Raw genomic sequence first — 23,721 nt, forward strand, 5'->3', positions numbered from 1 at the left:
CGTGATCAAGCCACGCAAGCCCGACAACGAAGCCGACCGCCTGCGCGCGCTGCATGCGTTGCAGATCCTGGATACCGAGCCGGAAGCGTCCTACGACGACCTGGTCGGCATCGCCGCCAGCCTGTGCGACACGCCGTCGGCGCTGATCTCGCTGGTCGACGACGAGCGCCAGTGGCTGAAATCGCAGCGCAACGTCACCTTGCTCAGCGCCACGCGCGACGACTCGTTCTGCGGCCACACCATCCTGACCCCGCAGCAGGTGATGGTGGTCAACGACGCCGCGGTGGATCCGCGCTTCGCGTTCAATCCGTTGGTCACCGAGGTCGGGGTGCGCTTCTACGCAGGCTCGCCGCTGGTGAACAGCGACGGGCTGGCGGTGGGCGCGCTGTGCGTGCTCGACCGCCGCCCGCGCACGCTCGAGCCGGAGCAGGTGGTGGCGCTGCAGGCGCTGTCGCGGCAGGTGATGCAGCTGATCGAGCTGCGCCGCACCAGCCATGCGCTGGCGCTGCAGTTGCACGCGCGCGACGGCTACGAGCAGCAGCTGGCGCAGTATCAGTCCACGCTGGAAACGCTCAACGCCGAACTGCTGCAACAGTCGCGCACCGATCCGTTGACCGGGCTGCTCAACCGGCGCGCGTTCGCCACCGCGCTGTTGGTCAACGCGGAGGCGGCGCGGTTCAGTCCCGCGCCGCTCAGCGTGGCCTTGCTCGACCTGGACTATTTCAAGCACATCAACGATCTGCATGGCCACGACAAGGGCGACGCGGTGCTGCTGGCGCTGGCGGACATGCTGCGTGCGCGGGCGCCGGCAGGCAGCCTGGTGGCGCGCTATGGCGGCGAAGAGTTCGCGGTGCTGATGCCGGGCCTGGATGCGGCCGAGGCCATGCACGAATGCGAGACCTTGCGCCAGGAGACCAGCCTGCTGCAGACCGGGGTGCCATTGACCGCCAGTTTCGGCGTCGCCACCTATCAGCCGGACGAGAGCGCCGAGCAGTTGCTCAAGCGCGCCGACCAGGCCCTGTACCGGGCCAAGCGCGCCGGCCGCGATTGCGTCTCGCTGGCGGAGTGAACCGCGCCGGCGGCGGCGTCACTCCAGCGCGTTCTTCGCTTCGGAGGTCGCCAGCAGTTCCGGGTGCCGCACTGGCTTGCCGCGGGTCAGCAGCGGGTGCAGGAACACCGCGCCCAGGATCACCGCCACGCCCAGGTAGAACAGCGCGGTGAGTTCCTTCTGCTCGTCCAGCAGCAGGATCGCGAACACGATCGCGTAGACCGGCTCCAGGTTGGTCACCAACTGCACCGCGTAAGCGCTGAGCCGGCGCAGCGCGACCAGCGCCAGGGCGAACGGCAGCAGCGTGCACAGCAGCGCCAGGGCGAGCAGCAGCAGGGTGTCGTGCAGGCTCGGCAGCACCAGCAACGGGCCGCTCAGCGCCGGCAGCACGAACGGCAGCAGCGGCGCCAGCAGCGTGAGGGTCAGGGTGCCGGCGCCCAGTTCCAGCGCGGTCACGGTCAGCGGGTCGGCATGATCGACCAGGCGCTTGTTGAGCGAGCCGAACGCGGCGACGAACAATGCCGAGACCGCACCGACCACGACGCCGGCGCGCATCCCGTCGGGCACGCCACCGACCACCAGCGCCACGCCCGGCAGCACCGCCAGGCCGAACACCAGTTCGCTGGGGCGGAACGGGCGCTTGGCCACCCACGGCTCGATCACCGCGGTGAACACCGGCGCCAGCGCGATGCAGGTCGCCGCCACCGAGGCGTTGGCCAGCTTGATCGCACCGTAGAAGGTCAACCAGTGCAGGCCGACTAGCGCGCCGACCACGGCGTAGCCGAGCGCCAGCTTCGGGGTCAGCGCGGCCAGCCCGCGCCACACCCGCGGCAGCAGCGCCAGCGCCGCCACCACCATCAGCATCCGCCACCACACCAGCGGCAGCGCCGGCAGGGTGATCAGCTTGCCGAGGATCGCGGTGATCCCCCACAGCAGCACGCAGAAGTGGATTTGCAGCTGGGCTTTGGTCGTGGGGTGTAGGGGCATGGCGCCTATTGTCGCGTAAACCGGCGGCGCGGCGGACGGCGTTGTCGCGGCAGATCCTGCAATCGCCTCGCCGTTGCCGCGTCAGTTGCCGGGCGGCGCGTGCCTGGCCCGTGCGCGCGCGTACAGCGCGGTCAGCAGCGGCACCAGCAGCGAGGTCACGATCACCGAGGTCGCCACCAGCGCGGTGGCGGCCGGGGCTGCCGCACGGAACTGCGGCGCCATCGCCGCGATCAGCGCGGGCGTCGCCACCGCGGCGCCGGCAGTGCTGGACGCGGCGATGCCGGCGCTGCCGCTGCCGCCGCCGAGCAGCCGATCGGCGAACAGCAACGGGACCCCGGTGACGACGACGACCAGCACCCCGAGCAGCACGCCGGGCACGCCGGCGCTGGCGATCACATGCAGATCCAGCGTATTGCCCAGTGCGAAGGCGAAGAACGGGATCAGCGCGGGCACCGCCGCGGCGAACAACGCGCGCAGCTGCGGATCCAGGTTGCCGAGCGCGAAACCCACCAGCAGCGGCAACACCGCGCCGAGGAACAGGCGCGGCTCGAACACCACGATGCCGGCGCTGCCGAGGATCAGCATGGTCATCAACGGGCCCGATTCCAGCGACATCAGCACCACCGCACCGGCTTCGCCGGGCTTGCCGTACTGCTGCATGAGCGAGGCGAACAGCCCGCCGTTGGTCATGTCCATCGCCGCGACCAGGGCCAGCACCGAGACGCCTTGCCAGCAGCCCTGCGCGATTCCCGCCGGCGGCAGCACCCGCGCCGCGAGCACCGCCACCAGCCAGGCCACGCCGAGCTTGGTCAGCAGCAGCACGCCCGACTGGCGCAGGATGCGGCCGCTGGCGTGCAGCTGGATCGAGGCGCCCATGCACAGGAACCACACCGCCAGGATCGGTACCACGCCGCCGATCAGGCCCTGACTGAACGAGCCGAGGAAGGCGCCAGCCTGCGGCCATGCGCTATGGCAGGCGGCGCCGAGCAGCAGCGGCACCAGCATCATGCCGCCTGGAATGCGTTCGAGCGTGTGCTTGATCTGCATCGGGATTGGAATGTCCACTCGGGAAAAAGGCGCATCCGGCGCCGGCCTGCGCCGGTGTCGTGTTGCGCTCCCGCTTGTACTGCAACTGCATTGCGCACAGGGTGTCGCGGCGCAGTGCCGTCTGTGCTGGGTTCAGTCGCGCGTCGCAGCCGCACCGTGCGCTCGGTCGCCTGTGCCGGTGGTCGCTCGCGCCGCTGCCGTTGCTCAGCGCTTGCCGAGTTCGGCCAGCAGTGCCATCGCCGCGGCCGGATTGCGTTCCTTGGCCGCGCTGATGAAATAGACGAACACCTCGCGCGGCTTGGCCTTGGCGGTCGGCGCGCCGGCATGCGGCAGCGCGTCCGGATCCTCGCCGCGGCGCCAGGCCTGCGCCTGCGCCGCCCAGGCGCGCAATTCCTTGGGTGCATAGCCGTGCGCCAGTTCGGCGCGGCTGCGCATCAGCCGCGCGTAGACGAAGTCGGCGCTGAGATCGGCGAAGGACGGGAAGTCGGGCGAATCGGTGAACACCGTGGCTACGCCGTGGCGGCGCACCAGCTCCAGCAGGCGTGGGCCGACGCAGGCCGGGTCGCGCACTTCCAGCACATGCCGCAGGCGGCGGCCATCGGCCTGCTGCGGCAGCAGTTCAAGGAACGCGGCCAGTTCGTCGAGGTCGAGCGTGCGGCCGTGCTCGAACTGCCAGACCAGCGGGCCGAGCTTGTCGCCGAGCGTGGCGATGCCGCCGATGAAGTCCTCGATCTGCGCGCCGGCCGCGGCCAGCTTGCGCATGCCGGTGATGCGCTTGGGCGCCTTGGCCGAGAACAGGAAATCGGCCGGTGCCTCGTCGCGCCAGCGCGCATAGGTATCCGGCTTCTGCGTGCCGTAGTAGGTGCCGTTGATCTCGATGCTGGTGACGTGGCGGCTGGCGTATTCCAGCTCGCGGCGCTGCACCAGTCCCTGCGGGTAGAACATGCCGCCGCGCCACGGCGCATAGGTCCAGCCGCCGATGCCGACGCGGATGCCGTCCGGCGCGGCCGGGGCGGAGTCGAAGAGATCGTTCATGGCAGTGCACGCCGGCGCGGACAGGGAGGCGAATTGTGCCGCAGGCCGCGCCTGCGTCGCGTGCATGGCCGCTGCGGCTGCCGCCGCGTTGGCGTCGCGCTACCATCCAGGCGCCGCCTACTGCCCGGACCGACCATGACCTGGACCACGCCCGATCTGTGCGACGACCATCCCGAGGTGCAGGTCGCCGAACCGCTGTTCCGCAGCTACGGCGGCCACGCCGCGTTCTGCGGGCAGATCGTCACCGTGCGCTGCTTCGAGGACAACTCGCGGGTGCGCGAACTGGCGGCCACGCCCGGCGCCGGCCGCGTCATCGTTGTCGATGGGCAGGGCTCGCTGCGCTGCGCGTTGCTCGGCGACCAGATCGCCGAGAACGCGGTACGCAACGGGTGGGCCGGGCTGTTGATCCACGGCGGCGTACGCGACGTGGAGGCGCTGGCGGCGCTGCCGCTGGGCGTGCAGGCGCTGGCCGCATGCCCGCGCAAGACCGAAAAACGCGGCCTCGGCGAGGTCGGTGTGCCGCTGCAGTTCGCCGGTGTGGCGTTCGTGCCCGGGCACTGGCTGTACGCCGATCGCAACGGCGTGCTGGTCGCCGCGCAGGCGCTGCGCGTGGCGTGAGCGTGTCTGCTCGGCAGGGCTAAGCACTGCCGAGCGGCTGCGTCACGCGCGCGGCACCCGCGCCGCTGCGGTACTCCCCGGCAGCCCGCGCCTGGCGGACGCGGCGCGGCTATGCAACGGAGATCCGGCTCGCGGCGGTCGCGCCGACCCGCGCGCGTTCGGCGTCCATGTCGGCCAGCGGCCGCACCTCGATGCTGCCGAAGCGCGACCACGGGAAGTGCTTGGCGATGCGTACCGCCTCGTCGTGGTCGCGCGCATTGATCAGGTTGAAGCCGGCGAGCAGTTCGCGGGTCTCGGCGAACGGGCCGTCGGTGATGCGTAGCTGGCCCTGGCGCGAGCGCAGGGTGCGGGCGCTGGCCACCGGCTGCAGTTGCTGCGCCAGCACCAGGGTGCCGTCGGCCTGCAGCGCATCGGCGTGCTGCAGGCAATCGCGCATCAGGCTGTCGTATTCCTCCGCGGGCAGGGCCTGCAGCAAGGACTCGTCGATGTAGATCAGCAGCAGGAATTGCATGGTGCGAGCGGCCAGCGGCGACAGGAGGCCCATGATCGCTCAGCGCGGCGCGGCCGCGTGTTGCGGCGCCGCATCCGATCGCCTCGAAATTTTTTGCGCAGGCCTGTCGATTTCCGTCTTCCCCGGGCGTCGTACCCAATGCACGGCCCGCCAGCGGCCGCACCCGGGAGGACACGATGAAAGTGATGGTATTGGTCAAGGCGAGCGCCGACTCCGAGACCGGGCGCTTGCCCAGCGAAGACGAGTGGCGGGCGATGGGCGCCTACAACGACCAGTTGGCCGAGGCCGGGATCCTGCTCGCCGCCGAAGGCCTGCAGCCCAGTTCGCGCGGCCGCCGCGTGCGTTTCGAGCCGCAGCGGCGGCAGGCGCTCGACGGTCCCTTCGCCGCCACGGGCGACTTGGTAGCCGGGTTCTGGCTATGGCAGGTGCGCTCGCTGGACGAGGCCACCGAGTGGCTCAAGCGCGCCCCGTTCGAGGCCGGCACCGAGGTCGAACTGCGCCCGCTGCTGGACCTGCAGGAACTGGGCGACGCCCTCCCTCCCGATCTGCTGCAGGCCCGACAGCGCCGCCTGCGCGCGTGCAATCCCGACTGAGCCACACCACCACCAACACCGCAAGGAGAGATCCCGATGAAACTGATTCCGTTCCTGAGCTTCGACGGCAGCACCCACGAGGCGATGGCGTTCTACGCGCAGGCCCTGGGCGGCAGCGTCGTGTCGGAAATGACCTATCGCGACATGCCGCCCAGCGACAGCATGGACGGCTGCGGCGAGATGCCGCCGGACACGCTCGACCAGGTCGCGCACAGCCAGCTCGAAGCCGGCGGCGCGGTGCTGATGGCCGCCGACAGCCACGCCGCGCAGGGCGCCGGCACCACCACCATCAACGTCGAGGTGGATTCGGTGGAGGAAGCCGAACGGGTGTTCGCCGCGCTGAGCGCAGGCGGCCAGGTCGGGATGCCGCTGGCCGAGACGTTCTGGGCGCAGCGCTGGGGCATGCTGGTCGATCGTTACGGCAAGCCGTGGATGGTCAACTGCATGAAACAGCCATGATTCCCGCTCCTTCCTGCCTATCTTCGCTCGAGAAACGCCGCCATGTCCGATACGCCGCAGATGATCTTCGTCAACCTCCCGGTCCGCGATCTGGAGGCCTCCAAGGCCTTCTTCGCGGCGCTGGGCTACGCCTTCAATCCGACCTTCACCGACCAGAATGCGGCCTGCATGATCGTCAGCGACAGCATCTTCGTGATGCTGCTGACCGAGACGTTCTTCGCCGGTTTCACCAGCAAGCCGATCAGCGATGCGCTGTGCGCACCGAGGTCATCACCGCGTTGTCGGCCACCAGCCGCGCCGCGGTCGACGCGCTACTGGAGAAAGCGCTGGCGGCCGGTGCGCGCGAGCCGCAAGCGCCGCGCGACTACGGTTTCATGTACCAGCGCGGCTTCGAGGATCCCGATGGCCATCTGTGGGAGATCGCGTATATGAGCGGCGCACCGGGCTGAGCGCGGTTGCCGCCGCGGCTTGTGCCACGGCGCATCCGGTGCTCTGATTCCGCGCATGGAGACCACGTTCGCGCAACGCCTGGAGATGGTCTGGCGCATGGAGGCGCCCGGCCTCATCGCGCGCCTGTCGCGGCTGCTCGGCGGCGATGTCGGCCGCGCCGAGGAACTGGTCCAGGACACCTGGCTGGCCGCGCTGGAGCGCTGGCCCGCGCAAGGCATTCCCGACAACCCCGGAGCGTGGCTGATGACCACCGCGCGCAATCGCGCCATCGACGTGCTGCGCCAACACCAGCGCATCGCCGGCCAGCACGCGCAGTGGGGCGAGGCGCTGCAGCCGCAGGCGCTGCCCGCGCCGGACGACAGCGACGCGCTGCAGGACGATATCGGCGACGACCTGCTGCGGCTGATGTTCGTGGCCTGCCATCCGCTGCTGCCGGCCGACGCGCGGGTGGCGCTGACCCTGCGCCTGCTCGGCGGCTTGAGCACCGAGGAGATCGCGCGCGCGTTCCTGCTGCCGGAGCCGACCATCGCCCAGCGCATCGTCCGCGCCAAGCGCACCCTGGCTCAGAAGCGGGTGCCGTTCGAAGTGCCGCGGCAGGCGGCGCTGCCGCAGCGGCTGGCCTCGGTGCTGGAGGTGATCTATCTGGTGTTCAACGAAGGCTACGCGGCCAGCGCCGGCGACGACTGGATGCGTCCGGCCCTGTGCGAGGAGGCGCTGCGGCTGGGCCGGGTGCTGGCGCATCGGTTGCCGGCGTGGCCGCAGGTGCAAGGGTTGCTGGCGCTGATGGAACTGCAGGCTTCGCGCAGCGCCGCGCGGGTGCGCGCCGACGGCAGCCCGGTGCTGTTGCCCGAGCAGGACCGGGCGCGCTGGGACTGGTTGCAGATCGCGCGCGGCCAGGACGCGCTGCGGCGCGCGCAGGCGCTGGGCGGCGACGACGACGCCTACGTGTTGCAGGCGGCCATCGCCGAATGCCATGCCTGCGCGCGGCGCGCCGAGGACACCGATTGGGCGCGGCTGGCGGCACTGTACGCGCGGCTGGCGCAGCTGCATCCCTCGCCGGTGGTGGAACTCAACCGCGCGGTCGCGGTGGCGCGCGCCGAGGGCGCGGCTGCGGCCTGGGCCTTGCTGCAGCCCTTGCGCGAAGATCCGCGGCTGCGCGACTACGCGCCGCTGGCGGCGGCCTGCGGCGATGTGCTGCAGCGCCTGGGCCGCACCGACGAGGCGCGCGCGGCCTTCGCGCAGGCCGCTGCGCTCAGCGCCAACGCGCGCGAGCGGCAGGCACTGCTGGCGCGGGCGGCGGCGCTGTAGCGCGGCACTGTCGCGCATGCCGCCGGCTGTCCTACACTCGGTGCTGCGCTGACGCGGGGTGGGGCGGTGCATGCGGCAGCGCTGCGGTGCTGACGATGTCTCGCCTCGCTGTCGGATCGCGCCGCGGTTTGACGGCCGGCATGTTGGCCGATGCCGCATGCGCCGCGCATGTATGCCGTGGCAAGGCGCCAGCTTGGTTCTTTTTCGGTATTTCTGCGAGGAGCGATGGATTTGAAGACGATGTCGATGGGCTGCGGACTGTTGTTGGCGATGACCGCCACCGCGCAGGCGCAGGCGCCCGCCCCAGTGGACGCCGCACTGCCGCCGGCGCTGCGGGACCTGGACGCGCGGGTCGAGCGCGTGCGCAAACAGTTCGACGTGCCCGGCATCGCCATCGCCATCGTCAAGGACGGGCAGGTGGTGCTGGAGCGCGGCTACGGCGTGCGCGAACTCGGCAAGCCCGAGCCGGTTGACGCGCAGACCCTGTTCGCGATCGCCTCCAACACCAAGGCGTTCACCGCCGCCTCGCTGTCGATCCTGGCCGACGAGGGCAAGCTGAAACTCGACGACCGGGTGATGGAGCACCTGCCATGGTTCCAGATGGCCGATCCCTACGTGACCCGCGAGATGCGCGTGCGCGACCTGCTCAGCCACCGCAGCGGACTGAGCCTGGGCGCCGGCGACCTGCTGTTCTGGCCGGCGACCAGCTACAGCAACGAGGAGGTGGTGCGGCGCCTGGCGCAAGTGCCGCTGAAGGGCGGCTTCCGCGACCGCTATGCCTACGACAACATCCTCTACGCGGTGGCACAGAAAGTGATCGAGCAGGTCTCCGGGCAGTCCTACGCCGAGTTCGTGCGCCAGCGTATCTTCGTGCCGGTGGGCATGAGCGGCGCGCGCATCAACAGCGATTACCTGCAACCCGGCGACCGCGCGGCGGTCGGCCATGCCAAGGCCGATTTCCGCGACCTGCGCCCGGTGCCGCCGCTGACCTGGTCGAACAATTCCGGCGCCGGCGGCATCTACGCCAGCGTGCACGACATGGCCAAGTGGATGCAGGTGCAGCTCGACGGCGGTCGCCTGCCGTCGGCCGACGGCCAGGAGCGGCGCCTGTTCAGCGCGCAGCGGCAGCAGGAGATGTGGCAGGTGATCACCCCGATCGCCATCGCCGAGCCGAGCGTGCCGCAGCTGCTGCCGGCCAAGCCGAACTTCGCCGGCTACGGCGAGGGCTGGAGCCTGAGCGACTACCGCGGGCACAAGCTGGTCTGGCACACCGGCGGCTGGCCGGGCATGGTGTCGCGGCTGACCCTGCTGCCGGAACAGAAACTGGGCGTGATCGTGCTGACCAACCAGGAAGTGGGCGCGGCGTTCAACGCGCTGACCCTGCAGGTGCTCGACGCCTACCTGGGCGCGCCGGCGACCGACTGGACCGCCGCCTATGCCGCCGCGGTGGCCAAGGCCGACACGAAGGCCGACGAGGACTGGAGCAAGCACCAGGCTGCGCGCGATGCCAAATCCAAACCGTCGCTGCCGCTGGCCGGTTACGCCGGCAGCTATCGCGATCCGTGGTACGGCGAGGTGGCGATCGTGCAGCGCGGCAAGCAGTTGGAACTGCGCTTCAGCAAGACCGCGCAGCTGGTCGGCACGCTGCAGCACTGGCAGCACGACACCTTCATCGTGCGCTGGCGCGACCGCTCGCTCAATGCCGATGCCTTCGTCAACTTCGCGCTGACCCCGGACGGCAAGGTGCGCGAGGTGCGCATGGAGGCGATCTCGCCGCTGACCGATTTCAGCTTCGATTTCCAGGATCTGCTGCTGACCCCGGTAGCCGCCGCATCGTGAGCGCGGCCATGCCGATGCTTTCGCACGCGCATCTGGGGGTGAACGACTTCCCGGCTGCGTTCGCGTTCTACGCGCCGCTGCTGCAGGCGCTGGGGTTGCAGCTGAAGTTCCGCGACGACGCGCGCGGCTGGGCCGGCTGGACCGCAGCGGACGCGCCGCGGCCGCTGCTGCTGATCGGCCGTGCCTTCGACGGCCAGCCGGCGACGCCGGGCAACGGGCAAATGCTCGCGCTGCAGGCGGCGAGCCGGGCGCAGGTGGACCGCTGCCACGCGCTGGCGCTGTCCCAGGGCGGACGCTGCGAAGGCGCGCCTGGGCTGCGCGCGCACTATCACCCGGACTACTACGGCGCTTACTTCCGCGACCTGGACGGCAACAAACTGTGCGTGTGCTGCCATGGCGCGGAATGAGTGCGGTGGTTGCGGCGATGCTGTGGGCCGCTGTCCGGTTAGGCGCGCCTCGTAGGAAAAAATCAAGCGTCGATCGCCATGCAATTTGTAGGAGCGGCTTCAGCCGCGACCAGAAGCCGCAAGGCCTCCGCCTTCTGCAGCAGTCGGGACTGAAGTCCCTCCCACAAGGATCCCGATCGGCCGCGCGGATGCCCTTCGACATGCGCAGCTTTTCTGTAGGAGCGGCTTCAGCCGCGACACCGAAGCCGGAAGGCCCCCGCCTTCGGCAACAGTCGGAACTGAAGTCCCTCCTACAAAAAGCCATATCGCGGCAGCACCGTTCCCACGGTTACTCGCGCAGCGGCAACCAGCCGCGACCGATCATCCGGCACCGGCACCACTATCACCGCGCACCAGCGCAAAGCCCTCGTCCAACCAACCGGTGACGCCGCCGATCATCAGCTTCACCGGGCGCTGCAGAGTCGCCAGGCGCAGCGCTGCCTTGTCGGCGCCGTTGCAATGCGGGCCGGCGCAATACACCACGAACAGGGTGTCGGCCGGATAGGCGGACAGCGTGCCCTGCACGAGCTTGGCGTGCGGCAGGTTGATCGCGCCGGGCAGGTGGCCTTGCGCATACAGCGCCGGGGAACGGACGTCGAGCAGGACGAAGCCGGCATCGGCGGCGGACAGCGCGGCGTGCACGTCCCAGCAATCGGTTTCCAGCGAGCGCTTGGCGGCGAAATGGCGCAGCGCGTCGGCGCTGGAGGCGGCAGGTGTCTGCAGCACGGGATTGTGCATTGGGGGTGTCCTCGGCATGGGAATGGCCAGTGTGCCGCCGACGACGCGACGGCTACACTGGCAGGATGGACGAACAACGGTCATTTCCTGCCAAGGCGAAAGCGCCGCCCTACGTGGTCGCATTGGCCTATCCGAACCTGTGCCTGTTCGAGTTCGGCATCGCCGCCGAGCTGTTCGGCCTGCAGCGGCCGGAACTGGGCATGCCCTGGTACCGCTTCGGCGTGGCGATGACCGCGCGCAAGGTGCACAGTGGCATCGGCGGGCTGCGGGTCGCCGCCGACGGCGGTCTGGAACTGTTGCGCAAGGCGCATACGATCGTGGTGCCGGGCTGGAGCGGGCCGGCGGTGTTGCCCGGCGCCGCCTTGAAGGCGGCCCTGTGCGCGGCGCATGCCCGCGGCGCGCGGCTGCTGTCGATCTGCTCGGGCGCGTTCCTGCTCGGCCATTGCGGGTTGCTCGACGGGCGCAGGGCGACCACGCACTGGCGTTACGCGCAACAGTTCCAGGACCGCTTTCCGGCCAGCACCCTGGTCTGCGATGCGCTGTACGTGCAAGACGGTCGCATCGTGACCTCGGCCGGCAGCGCCGCGGGCATCGATGCCGGCCTGCATCTGATCCGCAGCGACTTCGGCACCGCCGTGGCCAATCGCGTGGCGCAGCGCCTGGTGATGCTGCCGCATCGCGAGGGCGGGCAACGCCAGTTCGTCGCCAGCCCGGTCGCCGCGCCGCGCAGCCATCCGTTCGACGGCGTGTTCGACTGGGCACGGCAGCAGTTGCACACCGGCATCGGCGCCGCGGACCTGGCCCGGGCGGCGGCGATGAGCGAGCGCAATTTCTACCGCCGTTTCAAGGCGGCGATCGGCACCACCCCGGCGCACTGGCTGCAGCAGGAGCGGGTGCGCGCGGCGAAAGCCTTGCTGGAGGACGGGCGGCTGGATCTGGAGCGGGTGGCCGCGGCCTGCGGCTTCGAGACGCTGGAGGCGTTCCGCGCCGCGTTCCGGCGCCATGTGGGCGTGGCGCCGTCGGTGTACCGCAGCGGCTTCGGGCGGTTCGCCTGAGGCCGAAACGCCTGCGCAATCCGCGCCGCCCGGCGCGAACGCACATGGCGAGGACACCGGCATCGGCTACGCTGCGCATCTTGCAAGAGGATGGTCCGCAATGTTCCGCTGGTTCGAGTCGCTGATTCCCGTATTCCCCGAGATCGATCCGCGCACGCCGCCGCGCGGCGTGTGGCGCTTCTACGCGTTCTACCTGCGCCCGGTGTGGCCGGTGTTCGCCGCCACGCTGGTGGCCGGGCTGCTGCTGGCGCTGGTCGAAGTGGCGATGTTCGATTTCCTCGCCCGCATCGTCGACCTGGTCGCGGAGGCGCCGGGGCCGGATTTCTTCGCGCGCCACCGCGACGAACTGCTGTGGATGGCCGCCATCACCCTGGTCGCGCGGCCGCTGCTGACCGGGCTGCACAACCTGCTGGTCAACCAGGCGATCATGCCCGGGCTCAGCAACCGCACGCGCTGGCTGATGCACAACTACGTGGTGCGGCAGAGCCTGAATTTCTTCCAGAACGATTTCGCCGGACGCATCGCCAACCGGGTCATGCAGACCGGCACTTCGCTGCGCGAATCGGCGGTGCAGATGGTCGATGCGCTGTGGTACATCCTGGTCTATACCGGCACCGCGCTGTACCTGTTCGCGCAGGCCGACGTGCGGCTGATGGTGCCGTTGCTGGCCTGGCTGGTCGCCTACACGGCGCTGATGGCGTACTTCGTGCCGCGCATGCAGCAGCGTGCGTGGATCGCCTCGGAGGCGCGTTCCAAGGCGATGGGCCGCATCGTCGACGGCTACACCAATATCGCCACGCTGAAGCTGTTCGCGCACGCCAAGCGCGAGGAGGCCTATGTGCGCGAGTCGATCCAGGAGCTGGCGGTCAAGCACCGCGGGCAGACGCGGATGACCACCGCCATGGATTTCTCGATCGCGGCATTGAACGGCTTCCTGATCGTGGGCACCTGCGCATTGGCGATGTGGCTGTGGAGCCAGGGCCGGATCAGCGTCGGCGCGATCACCCTGGCCACCGGGCTGGTGATCCGCATCCACAACATGTCCGGCTGGATCATGTGGGTGGTCAACGGCATCTTCGAGGACATCGGCACGGTGCAGGACGGCATGGAGAGCGTGGCCCAGCCGATCCAGGTGCAGGACCGCGCCGATGCGCAGGCGCTGCAGGTCAGCCGCGGCGAGGTGCGTTTCGAGCACATCCATTTCCACTACGGCAAGCGCGGCGGGGTCATCGCCGGGCTCGACCTGCAGGTGCGCCCGGGCGAGAAGATCGGTCTGGTCGGGCCGTCGGGCGCCGGCAAATCGACCTTGGTCAATGTGTTGCTGCGGCTGTACGACCTGGAGAGCGGGCGCATCCTGATCGATGGCCAGGACATCGCCACGGTGACCCAGGAAAGCCTGCGCGGGCAGATCGGTCTGGTCACCCAGGACACCTCGCTGCTGCACCGCTCGATCCGCGACAACCTGCTGTACGGCCGTCCCGACGCCAGCGAGGCGCAACTGCTGGCGGCGGTGCGCAAGGCGCGCGCCGACGGCTTCATCGACGCGCTGCGCGACGGCGAAGGCCGCAGCGGCTACGAGGCGCATGTCGGCGAACGCGGGGTCAAGCTGTCCGGCGGCCAGCGCCAGCGCATCGCTATCGCCCGCGTGCTGCTGAAGGACGCGCCGATCCTGGTGCTGGACGAAGCCACCTCGGCGCTGGACTCGGAAGTGGAGGCGGCGATCCAGGACAGCCTGGACGAATTGATGGCGGGCAAGACGGTGATCGCGATCGCGCACCGGCTCTCGACCATCGCTCGCATGGACCGGCTGGTGGTCATGGACCAGGGCGCAATTGTCGAAACCGGTACCCACGCCGAACTGGTCGCGCACGGCGGCCTGTACGCACGGCTGTGGGCGCGACAGACCGGCGGATTCGTCGGGGCGCGCTAGCGAGCGGCGTCAGCGCATTCGCGCTGTCGCCCCCACAGTTTGCTGCTGAGCGGCGTCATCGCATTCGCGCTAACGCCCCCACAGTTTGCTGCGCAAACCGTGGGCCCCGGCTCACCATCTTCCACATCCCCCGCGCCTGTCGGCGCGCCCCCCTTGAGCGGCGCCATCGCATGCGCGCTGTCGCCCCCACAGTTTGCTACGCAAACCGTGGGCCCCGGCTCACCATCTTCCAGATCCCCCGCGCCTATCGGCGCGCCCCCCTTGACTCAAGGGGGGCTTTTCTCCAGTTGGGTCGCGTGAGGTCATCGGGCGCGGTGGACCGCTTCTACGAATCCCCACTCCCGAATCCCAAATCCCGGCCCTTCATTGGATGGGTTCGTCCAGCATCAGCTCGCGCACGAAACGCACGGGCGGCGCGCCGTAGGACAGCACCTGGTCGTGGTAGGCCTTCAGGTCGAAGGTGTCGCCGAGCTTGGCCTGCATCGCTTTGCGCAGGTCCAGGTGTTCCTGCACGCCGACGAAGTAGGTCGGCAGCTGCGCCGAGGTCAGCTGCGCGCGCACCCACTTGCCTTCGGCTTCGCTCTGCTGCTGGAAGGTGTCGTGCACCATCAACCGCATGGCCTGTTCCTTGCTCCAGTTGTCCACGTGCACGCCCTGGTCCAGCAGCGCGTTGGCCAGGGTGCGCAGGTAGAACTTCAGCTGCACTAGGTGGAACAGCGGATCGTTGTCCAGGTAGCCCTGCTCCTGCATCATCCGCTCGGTGTACACCGCCCAGCCTTCGGCGAAGGTGCCGGAACGCAGCACGCCGCGCAGGGTCGAGGGGAACTTGGCCGAGTGCCAGCCTTCCACGTAATGGCCGGGCACGCCTTCGTGGATGCTCAGCAGGTGGATCATGCGGCCGTTGTATTCGCGCAGGAACGACTCGGCCTGCTGCGCGCTCCAGTCGTCGGGAATCGGCGACACCGCGTAGAAGGTCTTGAGGTTCTTGTCCAGCGGGCCGGGCGAGTCGCAGTACGCCACCGCCACGCCGCGCTGGAACTCCGGCATCAGGATGATGTCCACCGGCGCGTCGGGCAGGGTCAGCAGGTCCTTGGCGCGGACGAATTCGGTGGAGGAGGCCAGCGATGCCTTGGCGTCCTCGACCACCTTGTCGCGCGCCGGGTGCTGCGCGTAGGCCAGTTCCAGCGCTGCCTCGATCGCGGCCTGCTGCTGCGCGTCGCTCGGTGCATCGACCAGCGCCGGCGCATTCGGGCGGTCCTTGAGCACGGTGCGGGCGATGCCGTACATCTCCTCGCGCACGCGCTTGAGCTCGGCCTCGGCGCGCTGTTTGATCTCGGCGCGCGACAGCGAGGAGTTGAGCGCGAATTTCAGCTTCTGGTCGTATTTCTCCGCGCCGATGCGGAAATCGCCCTTGGCGTTGGGCACCAGGGTCTTGTCCAGCCAGGTCTGCTGTTCGGCCACCGCCTTCTTCAGCCCATCGATCGCCGCCTGCAGGCGCTGCGCGTCGGCGTCCGGCAGTTCCTTGACGTGCGGCGCGATGAAGGTATCGACGATGCTGAGGATGCCCTGGTTCTGCTTGGCCACGGTCTGCGCGTTGATCTGCGGCACTCGCGCCGGGTCCAGGTTCGCGCGTGCCTGCGCAAACAGCGCCGGGATCTTCTCCATGCGTGCGGTGGCGGACTTCAGCCGCTCCGGCAGCGGCGCGAATTCGCGCGCCATCAGCCCGTAGATCGCGCCGCCGGCCAGGCCGTTGTAGACCTGCGGATCCCAGGCCCAGCTCTGCGACACGTCGCTGTTCCAGATGTCCGATTGCAACTGGTTGCGCAGGATCGCCGCATCCACCTGGTTCTCACGCGAGAGCTTGGCCACCTGCAGCTTGTCCAGCTCGGCCAGCAGTTGCTTGCTCGCCTCCAGGCTCTTCTGCCGGCCGGCGGCGCTGAGATCGTCCAACTCGCTGTCGTAGCGGTGATCGCCGGTCTGGGTGGCGCCGACCGGGGACAGCTGCATCCAGGTGTCCACCGCGCGCTTGGACAGCGCGGCGAAGGCGGCGTCGGCGGCCGGGTCGGCGGCATCGGCGGCCGCGCCGGGCGTGGCGGTGGATGGCGCACTCGGCGCGTCGGCGGGTTTCTGGCAGCCGGCGAGGGCGGCGAGCAGGGCGGCAGCGAGCAGGTGCTTGCGCATCGGGTTTCCTGTGGTGGGTCGATTCCCAAGCATAGGCGGCCGCGGCGGCGCGCGCACCTGTCGTTGGATTATTCTGGCGCCTCTTCTTGGACGGGGGCGCAGGGATGAACTACACCGGCAGTTGCCATTGCGGGCGCATCGCATTCGAACTGGAAACCGAGGCGCCGATCGCCGAGGTCTACGACTGCAACTGCTCCATGTGCCGCCGCCGCGGCGGGCTGCTGTGGTTCGGCGCGCGCACGGCGCTGTCGCTGCGCAGCGCGTCGCAGGCCTTGGGCACGTATCGGTTCAATCGCCAGCACATCGACCATCACCATTGCCCGGACTGCGGCATCGCGCCGTTCAGCGAAGGTACCCATCCCAAGACCGGCGAGGCGACGGTGGCGGTCAACGTGCGCTGCCTGCCTGAGCTGGACCTGCGCGCGTTGCAGGTGCACAGCGTCGACGGAGCGAGCCTGTGAGGGCGCGCTTGCGGTACTGGTGGCTAGCTACCACGTTGTGGGAGCGACTTCAGTCGCGACGGGCTGTGCCGGGAAGGCCTGGCGCGACTGATGGCTTGAAGCCACCCGGAGTCGCTCCCGCAAGAAGCAGCATCGGCATCGTCTGTGCGCCCTTGGTGCTGATGCTGGCGCTCGCCGCGTGTTCCAAACACAGTACCGAAAGCGCGGCCGAGGCGTCCGCTGCCGCGCCGGCTGCCGCGCCGACCGTGGATGGACGCGCGGCGATGCTGGCGTACGAACACGAGGTGAGCGTGCAACTGCCGGCGACGCAGATCGAGGCGCGGCTGAAGCAGGCGCAGGACAGCTGCCTGAGCGGGCGATTCGGCGCCTGCAACGTGCTGTCGATGCAGCAGCGCGGCGGCGAGTATCCGCAGGCCACGCTGAGCGTGCGCATCGTGCCGGCGGGGGTGGAGCCGCTGATCGCGCAGGCCGGCAACGGCGGCGAGATCGGCAGCCGCAGCACCCATGCCGAGGATCTGGCGCAGGCGGTGCAGGACAACTCCGCGCTGCAGCAGCGCCTGCAGGCCGAACAGCGCCGTCTGCAGGAATTCCAGCAGCGCCGCGACCTAAGCGTCGCCGACATGATCAGCCTGTCGGCGAAGCTGGCCGAACTCGATACGCAGTTGCTGGCCGCCAGCCAGGAAGCGGCGCAGCATCGCCGGCGCATCGAGACGCAACAGCTGACCCTGCAGTTCGCCACGCCCGACGGCGAACGCAGCCGCAGCGAAATCGGCGAAGCCTTCGCCGACACCGGCTCGATCTTCGCCTCCGCCACCGCCTGGGCGATCCGTGCGATCGCGGCGCTGACGCCGTTCGTGCTGCTCGGCGCGGTGCTGTGGTGGCTGGTCGCCTGGTTGCGCCGTCGACGCAGGCGCGTCTAGGAAGCTGAAGTTCGCTAAGGTGCCACTTGTAGGAGCGGCTTCAGCCGCGACGGGCTCTACCGGTAAGGCCCGTCGCGGCTGAAGCCGCTCCTACAGTGCTTCGATAGCCGAGAGAGAAGGCGCTAGCCTTCGTCCTGCTCGAACTCCACGATCACTTCCAGGTCGAAGGCCAGCGCCTCCACCGCTTCGCGCACCTTCTGCGCGGTGGCGAGGTTGCCGGCCTCGATCTCGACCTCGTGGGTGCCTGGACCCTGGTCGTCGGGCAGTCCGGCCGAGCTGGAATCGTCGTCGTCCATGTGGCTCATCAGATCGTCGATTTCCTCGACGTGCTCGATGCCTTCCAGGCTGCCGAGCAGGTTGATGATGGCGCGGGCATCGTCTTCGCTGCCGGTGATGCGGATACGGAGCTGGGGCATGCGTCTTCCTCTGGGTAGGGGAAGGCAAGGCTAGGCAGGCGCCGGCTAAGACGAAGTGATGACGGCTCAGCGCGGCTGCGACGCGGCGCCGCCGAGCGCGGCCTGGTCCACCGTGCTTTCGTCGAACACCGGTGCCAGCAGCGCTTCGGCCGCGGCGCGCAGCATCGCCGGGGCGATGTAGTGGCGATGGCCGCGCGCGATCAGCGCCATGTACAGGCGGCCGAACCAGTTGCGGCAGGCCACGCGCGTGTCCAGGCTCAGTTCCACGCTGCCGTCCTCGGCGACGTCCACGCCCACGCAGCTGCGGAACACCAGGTGCCGGTCGTCTGCGCCGAGCAGCACCTGCGCACGCCGGTCGTGCGCGGCGTGCGCCTGGTCCAGCACCGGGAAGCGGCCGGCGAACAGGCGCTCGCGCTGCGGCGACAACAGCGAGGACACCGGACACCCCAGCGGCGAGGTGCGCAGCCGCAGCGGCGCGACCAGTGCGTTGCGGATCCGCATCAGCCAGGTCACGCCGAGCGGTCGACGCTGCATGAAGCCTTCCAGCAGCGTCGCCATCAACGCGTGCGCGCCGCGCTGGCGCAGCTGATGCGGCTGCAGGCGCAGGCGCACGCTGTCCTGGTGGTCGTGCACCTGCAGTGCGTCCCACAGCAGCGAGCCGGGCACCGGCTGCGGCACCGAGCGCACGGCCGCCAGGCGCGGCGCCAACGCGACGAAGCCGGGCGGATGCCGCCATGCGCCCAGCGCCTGGCGCAGGCGCCCGCTGCGCGCGCGCAGGTCCGCGCACCAGGCCAGCCGCCGGCTGCCGGGCGAAGCCGACAGCGACAGGCGCACGGTCGGCACCTGCATCGCCTGCGCCTGCGGCGACGCCAGCAGTGCGCTCACCGCGTGCGGCAGCACCTCGGTCAACGTGGCGATGTCGGCGGTGCCGGCCATGACCCGTTCGCGCACTTCCGCGCTCAGATCGCCGCCGGCCTCATCGCTGTGGCAGGACAGCGCGAAGAACGCCGGATGCGCCGCGTGCGCGCGCAGCGGCGCGAACTGGTGCCAGGTGCCGCCGCCGAAGCGCACGGTGAACAGGCAGTCGGCCGGCAGGTCGACGTGGCGCAACGCGGCCAGGAAATGCTGCGGATCCTGTTCGAGCTGCGCCATCGATGCGGTGCAGAAGCGCAGCTGCGCGCCGCCGCTGCCGGTGATCGCGGTGAACATGCGGTGCCCGGCGTGGCGATGGAAGGGATGCCCGTTCGCGCCGACCGCGAAGGAGAACAGCGACGTCGATTCGCCATTGGCGAAATCGGTGTCGGCCAGCCGTGCCGACGGTTCGTCCAGCGCATCGTGGAAGCTCGGGTGCGCGCGCTGGCGCACGCAGGCCTGGGCGATCAACGGGTCGCCGGCACCGGCGCCGAGCTGCGCGATCAGGGTCACTTCCACCGGCAGCCCGCCGCTGTACGAGGCCAGGCGCACGGAGGGAAAACCTGCCTGTGCGGCAGCGGTTTCGCGGAGCGGAGCGGTGGACATCGGCGGATTCCTTTTGGCCGGGGGCGGGACGGGTCAGGCGTTCTTCTTCGCCAGCTTGCGCGCTTCGCGCTTGAGCGGGCCGGCGGTGGGGCAGACCTCGAAGGCGAAGCCGCTGAGCGTGTTGACCAGGTTGTCGGGGGTCAGCCGGTACACCACGAACTGGCCGCGGCGCTCGCTCGACACCAGCCCGGCCGCTTCCAGCACCGACAGGTGCCGCGAGATCGCCGGCGCGCTCATCGCGAAGCGCTGCCCGATCTGCCCGGCAGTGAGTTCCTGCGCCGACAGGTAGGCCAGGATCTCGCGGCGCGGGCGGGAGGCGAGGGCTTCGAAGACGCGGTCGATGGACATCAGGGATTAGATAATTAACGAATTAGCTAATTAATGACGCATCGATGGCCGGGTGTCAAGCGTCGTGCGGGAACCCGATTCTCGGGCGATGGCTTTTTGTAGGAGCGGCTTCAGCCGCGACAGGCGTTACTGATAGATCCTGTCGCGGCTGAAGCCGCTCCTACAAGAGCGGGCAGTCAGACGCGAATCGCCCAAAAGCGGGCGCCAGGCGCGAATCGCTAGCTCGCCCTCGGCGGCAATCCGAGCAGCTCCGCCGGCAGCGCCGGCATCGGCGTGCGTTCATCCAGCGCCTCGCGCTTGAGCCAGTCGATGAACTGGCTGGCCGCCGGGCTGGGCAGGCGGTGGCTGGGATGCACGATGTAGTAGGAATAGCGCGCCTTCAGCGCCGGGCCGGGCAGGCGCACCAGTTCGTAGCGTTGCAGGTACGGCTGGGCGATGTGCTTGCGCGCCAGCACCGCGCCGACGCCATACACCGCCGCGCGCATCGCATCGGTGCTGTCGTTGAAGGTGTGCATCGGCGGCAATTCCACGCCGCGCACCGCGGCGGCGCGGAACCAGTCGCGCCAGCCCTGCGGCGACATGTCGGTGAGCAGCGGCAGCTGCGCGATCTGCTCGGGGCGGCGCAGCGTGGCCAGCTGCGGCAACGCCGGCGAGGCCACCGGGAACAGTTCGTCGTCCATCAGATGGTGCGAGGTCAGCCCCGGCCATGCGCCCTGGCCGTAGCGGATGCCCAGATCCGGTCCGCCGTCCTCGAAGCGCGAGAACGCCGCGTCGGTCTGGATGTCCAGGCGTACGTGCGGATGCGCCTGGCAGAAGCGCGGCAGCCGCGGCAGCAGCCAGCAGTAGGACAGCGAGCGCAAGGTGGTGATGCGCAGCGGCGCGGTGTCGGCCTGCGGGTGCAGGTTGCCGGCCACCGCGGCGATGTCGGCCAGCGCCGCGCTGGCCGCATCGGCCAGTTGCCGGCCCTCGGCGGTCAGCTTGACCCCGCGCGCATGGCGCTGGAACAGGGCCGCGCCGAGCAGCGCTTCCAGCTTGCGCACGTGGTGGCTGACCGCACTGGCGGTGAGGTGCAGTTCCTCCGCCGCATGGGCGAAGTTCTGGTGGCGTGCGGCGACGGCGAAGACGCCGAGCGCAGGCAGCAGGGCAGGACGCAGTTGCATGGCTGGACACGCGGCAGATTTGTGGCTCGCGACGATACTACGCGCTTGTGGGCGTTGCGACGGCGAGCGATCCTGGCAGCCATGCGCAAGATGCGGGGCCGGTGCGGCCCAGGTCGGTGCGCGCCCCGCTTCTGCCGCTGTTCGCGTTGCCAGTTGCCCGGCGGCAGCTGCGTCCGCGGCGGCAGCACGATCGGCGGCAGCGGACACGAGATGAACCCAGGAGACAACACGGTGAATGCAGCCAACCCCGCGTCCGGCGATCCCGCCGACGCCCTTCCGGCACCCGCGGTGCGCGACTGGCGCACGCCGCTGGAACTGCTGTTCCTGGGCATCGTCTGGGGCTGCTCGTTCCTGTTCATGCGCGTGGCGGCGCCGCAGTTCGGTGCCTATGCGCTGGTGGAACTGCGCCTGGCGCTGGGGGCGACGGTGCTGCTGCCGTTCCTGTGGATGGCGCGCGCGCGCTTTCCGCTGCGGCGCTGGCCGACGCTGGCGGCGATCGGGTTGCTCAATTCCGCGCTGCCGTTCCTGCTGTTCGCCTGGGGCGCGCAGCATGCGCCGGCGGCGATCGGCGCGATCTGCAACGCGATGACGGTGCTGTTCACCGCGTTGATCGCGTTCCTGTTCTTCGGCGAGAAGATCGGCGCGCGCCGTGCGGTGGCGCTGCTGATCGGCTTCGTCGGCATCGTGGTCCTGGCCACCGGCAAGTCGGCCGGGTTGAGCGTGGGGCCGGCGGCATTCGCCGGCGCCACCGCCTCGCTGCTGTACGGCATCGGCTACAGCCTGGTGAAGCGCTATATGAGCGACCTGCCGCCGGCCGCATCGGCCGCCTCCACCCTGGGCTGCAGCGCAGTGCTGCTGGCGCCGCTGGCCTGGACGCATTGGCCGGCCGCGCCGGTGCCGGCGCTGGCCTGGGCCTGCGCCGGCGCGCTGGGCGTGGTCTGCACCGGCCTCGCCTTCCTGATGTACTACCGGCTGATCCAGCGCATCGGCCCGGCGCGCGCGTCGACGGTGACCTACCTGGTCCCGGTGTTCGGTGCGTTGCTGTCCTGGTCGATCCTCGGCGAGCCGCTGACCTGGAGCATGCTGCTGGCCGGCGTGCTGATCCTGGGCAGCGTCGCTTTCAGCCAGCGCGCGCGTTGAAGGACCTATCGATGGCCGCTTCCCTGCTCGTATCGCAATTCGCCTACAAGGCCTGGGCCAACGCCGAGCTGCTGCAGGCGCTGGCGCAGATCGACGCGGCCGCGTATCCGGCGCAACGGCAGCGCGCGATCCGGCTGTTGAACCACACCTACGTCGTGGACCGGATCTTCGCCGCGCATCTGGACGGCGGCACGCATGCGTTCACGGCCAGCAACACGCCTGAGACGCCGGCGCTGGAAGCATTGCACGCGGCCGTCGCCGAATCCGACCGCTGGTATGCCGGTTATGTCGCCCAGCTCGATGCGGTCGCATTGCAGCAGTTGCTCGTATTCCGCTTCACCGACGGCGATGCCGGCCGCATGACCCGCGAGGAAATGCTGTTCCACGTGCTGGCGCACGGTGCCTATCACCGCGGCAACATCGCCATGTTGCTCAGCGACTGCGGGCTGGAGCAGCCGCGCGAGCTGTTCACCCGCTTCCTGCACGCAGTCGAACCCGAGCGCCGCGGCGCGACGCCAGTGGCCTGAGCGCCTGCGGACAACCAACGCAGGTCAGTCCGCTGGCGAGTTCGAGGGCGAACTACTGCGGCGGTGTGCGCACCGGCAGCGGCACGTTGCACAGGTCGATGTGCCCGGCCGGGCGCTTGTAGAAATCGTCCCTGCGGTTGCGCCGTGCTTCGGCCACGTCGCGGAAGGTCTGGGTGTCGGTGCGCAGCAACTGCAGCGGGGTGCGTTCGGCCTCGGGCAAGTCGCTGGCGAGCTTGATCGCGCGGATCGGCGTGCGCTGTTCGGGCTTGGCGTAGAAGCCCATCGGGTCCGGTCCGCGCGGAATCACGCTGAGCAGTTCCATGCCCTTGACCACGCGCCCGACCACGGTGATGTTGCGGTCCAACTGCCGCGGCGATTGCCCGGTGACCACATACAGTTCGGCACCGATGCTGCTGTCCTCGTCGTTGTTGCGGCCGGCGCCTAGGGTGCCGTAGCAGTGCGCCAGCCACGTCTTGCCGTCCTTGGGGTCGCGCGCGGCCGGGAAGCCGTCGACGAAGCCCACTTGCGGCGCCCAGCCGTCGCGGTCCGGCAGCGCCTGGAACGCGAGGCCCTTGGCGTCGCGCTGGAACTCGGCGGGCAGGTGCCGCTTGGCCGACCCCAGCGGCTTGGCCTTGTCCGCCTCCTCGCCGTCGGGATCGCCGAACTGCACCACGAAATTGTCCTGCGAGCGGTAGATGCTCAGGCCGTCCCAGAAGTGCTCGTGGGCCAGGGTGCGGATATTGCCGACATGCTGCGGTGCGAATGCCGGCGCCAGTTCGATGACGACGCGGCCGGTATCCAGGTCCAGATACAGGGTGTTGGCCGGGTCGAGCGTGCGCCAGTCACCAGGCTTGGACGCGTCCAGGATCTGCTGCGGACTGCGGTATGGCACTGCCGGCGCGGCCGCCAGTGCGCAGGCGGCGGACGACAGCAGTGCGAGGGCGAGCAGGGTGGGACGCAAGGGCATGGCGGCAGCCTGGAGGACG

General features: G+C 69.8%; 24 protein-coding genes and 1 pseudogene. 14 read left to right on the forward strand and 11 right to left on the reverse strand.

The genetic code is table 11. The features are described 5' to 3' along the window. Position 1 precedes the first annotated feature (1 nt). Complete coding sequence (locus tag HEP74_RS07470) at positions 2-1,069, forward strand: GGDEF domain-containing protein (RefSeq protein ID WP_185815883.1); 1,068 nt, start codon at positions 2-4, stop codon at positions 1,067-1,069. A gap of 18 nt (positions 1,070-1,087) precedes the next feature. Here the strand turns inward: HEP74_RS07470 and HEP74_RS07475 are convergent, their stop codons facing one another. The 3 genes from HEP74_RS07475 to HEP74_RS07485 all read right to left on the reverse strand — a co-directional run bounded on the left by HEP74_RS07475 (position 1,088) and on the right by HEP74_RS07485 (position 4,117). Beyond that, positions 1,088-2,035, reverse strand: a complete 948-nt coding sequence (locus HEP74_RS07475) for a DMT family transporter (protein WP_185815884.1) — start codon at positions 2,033-2,035, stop codon at positions 1,088-1,090. 81 nt (positions 2,036-2,116) lie between these two features. Next, entirely contained in the window at positions 2,117-3,082 is a 966-nt protein-coding gene (kdgT, locus tag HEP74_RS07480; protein ID WP_185815885.1) for a 2-keto-3-deoxygluconate transporter, read from the reverse strand. Positions 3,083-3,286: 204 nt separating this feature from the next. Beyond that, positions 3,287-4,117, reverse strand: a complete 831-nt coding sequence (locus tag HEP74_RS07485) for a DUF72 domain-containing protein (RefSeq protein WP_185815886.1) — start codon at positions 4,115-4,117, stop codon at positions 3,287-3,289. Between the two features lie 135 nt (positions 4,118-4,252). On the opposite strand from HEP74_RS07485, the gene rraA reads away from it, so the two are divergent. Continuing rightward, positions 4,253-4,735, forward strand: coding sequence for a ribonuclease E activity regulator RraA (gene rraA / locus HEP74_RS07490; RefSeq protein ID WP_185815887.1), 483 nt, complete (start codon positions 4,253-4,255; stop codon positions 4,733-4,735). A 109-nt stretch (positions 4,736-4,844) separates the two neighbouring features. Here the strand turns inward: rraA and HEP74_RS07495 are convergent, their stop codons facing one another. Continuing rightward, positions 4,845-5,246 (reverse strand): YciI family protein, encoded by a 402-nt coding sequence (locus HEP74_RS07495; RefSeq protein ID WP_185816541.1) that lies wholly within the window; start codon positions 5,244-5,246, stop codon positions 4,845-4,847. A gap of 176 nt (positions 5,247-5,422) precedes the next feature. Between HEP74_RS07495 and HEP74_RS07500 the strand changes: the two genes are divergently transcribed. The 6 genes and pseudogenes from HEP74_RS07500 (at position 5,423) to HEP74_RS07525 (ending at position 10,302) form a co-directional block, all read left to right on the forward strand. Continuing rightward, positions 5,423-5,839 carry a YciI family protein gene (locus tag HEP74_RS07500; protein WP_185815888.1) on the forward strand — a complete coding sequence of 139 codons (417 nt, stop codon included), beginning with the start codon at positions 5,423-5,425 and terminating at the stop codon, positions 5,837-5,839. 36 nt (positions 5,840-5,875) lie between these two features. Further along, a complete protein-coding gene (locus HEP74_RS07505; protein ID WP_185815889.1) occupies positions 5,876-6,298 on the forward strand; it encodes a VOC family protein in 423 nt (140 codons plus the stop codon). A 60-nt stretch (positions 6,299-6,358) separates the two neighbouring features. After that, positions 6,359-6,747, forward strand: a pseudogene (locus tag HEP74_RS07510) (VOC family protein). Positions 6,748-6,802: 55 nt separating this feature from the next. After that, on the forward strand, positions 6,803-8,056 hold the full coding sequence (locus tag HEP74_RS07515) for an RNA polymerase sigma factor (protein WP_221893172.1): 1,254 nt from the start codon (positions 6,803-6,805) through the stop codon (positions 8,054-8,056). Positions 8,057-8,281: 225 nt separating this feature from the next. Next, positions 8,282-9,895 carry a serine hydrolase domain-containing protein gene (locus tag HEP74_RS07520; protein WP_524540771.1) on the forward strand — a complete coding sequence of 538 codons (1,614 nt, stop codon included), beginning with the start codon at positions 8,282-8,284 and terminating at the stop codon, positions 9,893-9,895. Between the two features lie 8 nt (positions 9,896-9,903). Further along, positions 9,904-10,302, forward strand: a complete 399-nt coding sequence (locus HEP74_RS07525; RefSeq protein WP_524540772.1) for a VOC family protein — start codon at positions 9,904-9,906, stop codon at positions 10,300-10,302. Positions 10,303-10,662: 360 nt separating this feature from the next. Here the strand turns inward: HEP74_RS07525 and HEP74_RS07530 are convergent, their stop codons facing one another. Beyond that, positions 10,663-11,079: a rhodanese-like domain-containing protein gene (locus HEP74_RS07530; RefSeq protein WP_185815891.1), complete on the reverse strand. Its 417-nt coding sequence runs from the start codon at positions 11,077-11,079 to the stop codon at positions 10,663-10,665. A gap of 65 nt (positions 11,080-11,144) precedes the next feature. On the opposite strand from HEP74_RS07530, the gene ftrA reads away from it, so the two are divergent. Continuing rightward, positions 11,145-12,134: a transcriptional regulator FtrA gene (gene ftrA / locus HEP74_RS07535; RefSeq protein ID WP_185815892.1), complete on the forward strand. Its 990-nt coding sequence runs from the start codon at positions 11,145-11,147 to the stop codon at positions 12,132-12,134. A 100-nt stretch (positions 12,135-12,234) separates the two neighbouring features. After that, a complete protein-coding gene (locus HEP74_RS07540; protein WP_185815893.1) occupies positions 12,235-14,064 on the forward strand; it encodes an ABC transporter ATP-binding protein in 1,830 nt (609 codons plus the stop codon). Between the two features lie 363 nt (positions 14,065-14,427). On the opposite strand, the gene HEP74_RS07545 is transcribed toward HEP74_RS07540, so the two are convergent. Beyond that, positions 14,428-16,245 carry a DUF885 domain-containing protein gene (locus tag HEP74_RS07545; protein WP_185815894.1) on the reverse strand — a complete coding sequence of 606 codons (1,818 nt, stop codon included), beginning with the start codon at positions 16,243-16,245 and terminating at the stop codon, positions 14,428-14,430. Positions 16,246-16,349: 104 nt separating this feature from the next. Here HEP74_RS07545 and HEP74_RS07550 point away from each other — a divergent pair, with 104 nt between their 5' ends. Together HEP74_RS07550 and HEP74_RS07555 are read left to right on the forward strand one after the other, a co-directional pair. After that, a complete protein-coding gene (locus tag HEP74_RS07550) occupies positions 16,350-16,706 on the forward strand; it encodes a GFA family protein (protein ID WP_185815895.1) in 357 nt (118 codons plus the stop codon). A 263-nt stretch (positions 16,707-16,969) separates the two neighbouring features. Beyond that, on the forward strand, positions 16,970-17,626 hold the full coding sequence (locus HEP74_RS07555; RefSeq protein WP_255427911.1) for a DUF4349 domain-containing protein: 657 nt from the start codon (positions 16,970-16,972) through the stop codon (positions 17,624-17,626). A 122-nt stretch (positions 17,627-17,748) separates the two neighbouring features. Here the strand turns inward: HEP74_RS07555 and HEP74_RS07560 are convergent, their stop codons facing one another. From HEP74_RS07560 to HEP74_RS07575, 4 genes are all read right to left on the reverse strand, one after another. Continuing rightward, complete coding sequence (locus HEP74_RS07560; protein ID WP_184410501.1) at positions 17,749-18,042, reverse strand: hypothetical protein; 294 nt, start codon at positions 18,040-18,042, stop codon at positions 17,749-17,751. 66 nt (positions 18,043-18,108) lie between these two features. Then, on the reverse strand, positions 18,109-19,560 hold the full coding sequence (locus HEP74_RS07565) for a DUF2867 domain-containing protein (RefSeq protein WP_185815896.1): 1,452 nt from the start codon (positions 19,558-19,560) through the stop codon (positions 18,109-18,111). Between the two features lie 33 nt (positions 19,561-19,593). Next, positions 19,594-19,908: a metalloregulator ArsR/SmtB family transcription factor gene (locus HEP74_RS07570; protein ID WP_145707662.1), complete on the reverse strand. Its 315-nt coding sequence runs from the start codon at positions 19,906-19,908 to the stop codon at positions 19,594-19,596. A gap of 218 nt (positions 19,909-20,126) precedes the next feature. Further along, a complete protein-coding gene (locus tag HEP74_RS07575; protein WP_185815897.1) occupies positions 20,127-21,068 on the reverse strand; it encodes a LysR substrate-binding domain-containing protein in 942 nt (313 codons plus the stop codon). A gap of 231 nt (positions 21,069-21,299) precedes the next feature. Here HEP74_RS07575 and HEP74_RS07580 point away from each other — a divergent pair, with 231 nt between their 5' ends. Next, positions 21,300-22,208, forward strand: coding sequence for a DMT family transporter (locus HEP74_RS07580; RefSeq protein WP_185815898.1), 909 nt, complete (start codon positions 21,300-21,302; stop codon positions 22,206-22,208). 11 nt (positions 22,209-22,219) lie between these two features. Continuing rightward, positions 22,220-22,735: a DinB family protein gene (locus HEP74_RS07585; protein WP_185815899.1), complete on the forward strand. Its 516-nt coding sequence runs from the start codon at positions 22,220-22,222 to the stop codon at positions 22,733-22,735. Positions 22,736-22,787: 52 nt separating this feature from the next. Here HEP74_RS07585 and HEP74_RS07590 read toward each other — a convergent pair whose 3' ends face one another. Next, positions 22,788-23,702 (reverse strand): peptidylprolyl isomerase, encoded by a 915-nt coding sequence (locus HEP74_RS07590; protein WP_255424033.1) that lies wholly within the window; start codon positions 23,700-23,702, stop codon positions 22,788-22,790. Positions 23,703-23,721 lie beyond the last annotated feature (19 nt).

The sequence above is a fragment of the Xanthomonas sp. SS genome, assembly GCF_014236835.1.
In the GTDB taxonomy this organism is placed as follows: domain Bacteria; phylum Pseudomonadota; class Gammaproteobacteria; order Xanthomonadales; family Xanthomonadaceae; genus Xanthomonas_A.

Excerpts from the sequence above, each read along its gene's own strand:
- HEP74_RS07530 (WP_185815891.1), bottom strand. The coding sequence starts at position 11,079 with ATGCACAATCCCGTGCTGCAGACACCTGCCGCCTCCAGCGCCGACGCG.
- HEP74_RS07495 (WP_185816541.1), bottom strand. The coding sequence starts at position 5,246 with ATGCAATTCCTGCTGCTGATCTACATCGACGAGTCCTTGCTGCAGGCC.
- HEP74_RS07515 (WP_221893172.1), top strand. The coding sequence starts at position 6,803 with ATGGAGACCACGTTCGCGCAACGCCTGGAGATGGTCTGGCGCATGGAG.
- HEP74_RS07505 (WP_185815889.1), top strand. The coding sequence starts at position 5,876 with ATGAAACTGATTCCGTTCCTGAGCTTCGACGGCAGCACCCACGAGGCG.
- HEP74_RS07525 (WP_524540772.1), top strand. The coding sequence starts at position 9,904 with ATGCCGATGCTTTCGCACGCGCATCTGGGGGTGAACGACTTCCCGGCT.
- ftrA (WP_185815892.1), top strand. The coding sequence starts at position 11,145 with ATGGACGAACAACGGTCATTTCCTGCCAAGGCGAAAGCGCCGCCCTAC.
- HEP74_RS07500 (WP_185815888.1), top strand. The coding sequence starts at position 5,423 with ATGAAAGTGATGGTATTGGTCAAGGCGAGCGCCGACTCCGAGACCGGG.
- HEP74_RS07485 (WP_185815886.1), bottom strand. The coding sequence starts at position 4,117 with ATGAACGATCTCTTCGACTCCGCCCCGGCCGCGCCGGACGGCATCCGC.
- HEP74_RS07570 (WP_145707662.1), bottom strand. The coding sequence starts at position 19,908 with ATGTCCATCGACCGCGTCTTCGAAGCCCTCGCCTCCCGCCCGCGCCGC.
- HEP74_RS07520 (WP_524540771.1), top strand. The coding sequence starts at position 8,282 with ATGGATTTGAAGACGATGTCGATGGGCTGCGGACTGTTGTTGGCGATG.
- HEP74_RS07585 (WP_185815899.1), top strand. The coding sequence starts at position 22,220 with ATGGCCGCTTCCCTGCTCGTATCGCAATTCGCCTACAAGGCCTGGGCC.
- rraA (WP_185815887.1), top strand. The coding sequence starts at position 4,253 with ATGACCTGGACCACGCCCGATCTGTGCGACGACCATCCCGAGGTGCAG.
- HEP74_RS07475 (WP_185815884.1), bottom strand. The coding sequence starts at position 2,035 with ATGCCCCTACACCCCACGACCAAAGCCCAGCTGCAAATCCACTTCTGC.
- HEP74_RS07555 (WP_255427911.1), top strand. The coding sequence starts at position 16,970 with ATGCTGGCGTACGAACACGAGGTGAGCGTGCAACTGCCGGCGACGCAG.
- HEP74_RS07560 (WP_184410501.1), bottom strand. The coding sequence starts at position 18,042 with ATGCCCCAGCTCCGTATCCGCATCACCGGCAGCGAAGACGATGCCCGC.
- HEP74_RS07565 (WP_185815896.1), bottom strand. The coding sequence starts at position 19,560 with ATGTCCACCGCTCCGCTCCGCGAAACCGCTGCCGCACAGGCAGGTTTT.
- kdgT (WP_185815885.1), bottom strand. The coding sequence starts at position 3,082 with ATGCAGATCAAGCACACGCTCGAACGCATTCCAGGCGGCATGATGCTG.
- HEP74_RS07550 (WP_185815895.1), top strand. The coding sequence starts at position 16,350 with ATGAACTACACCGGCAGTTGCCATTGCGGGCGCATCGCATTCGAACTG.
- HEP74_RS07590 (WP_255424033.1), bottom strand. The coding sequence starts at position 23,702 with ATGCCCTTGCGTCCCACCCTGCTCGCCCTCGCACTGCTGTCGTCCGCC.
- HEP74_RS07575 (WP_185815897.1), bottom strand. The coding sequence starts at position 21,068 with ATGCAACTGCGTCCTGCCCTGCTGCCTGCGCTCGGCGTCTTCGCCGTC.
- HEP74_RS07540 (WP_185815893.1), top strand. The coding sequence starts at position 12,235 with ATGTTCCGCTGGTTCGAGTCGCTGATTCCCGTATTCCCCGAGATCGAT.
- HEP74_RS07545 (WP_185815894.1), bottom strand. The coding sequence starts at position 16,245 with ATGCGCAAGCACCTGCTCGCTGCCGCCCTGCTCGCCGCCCTCGCCGGC.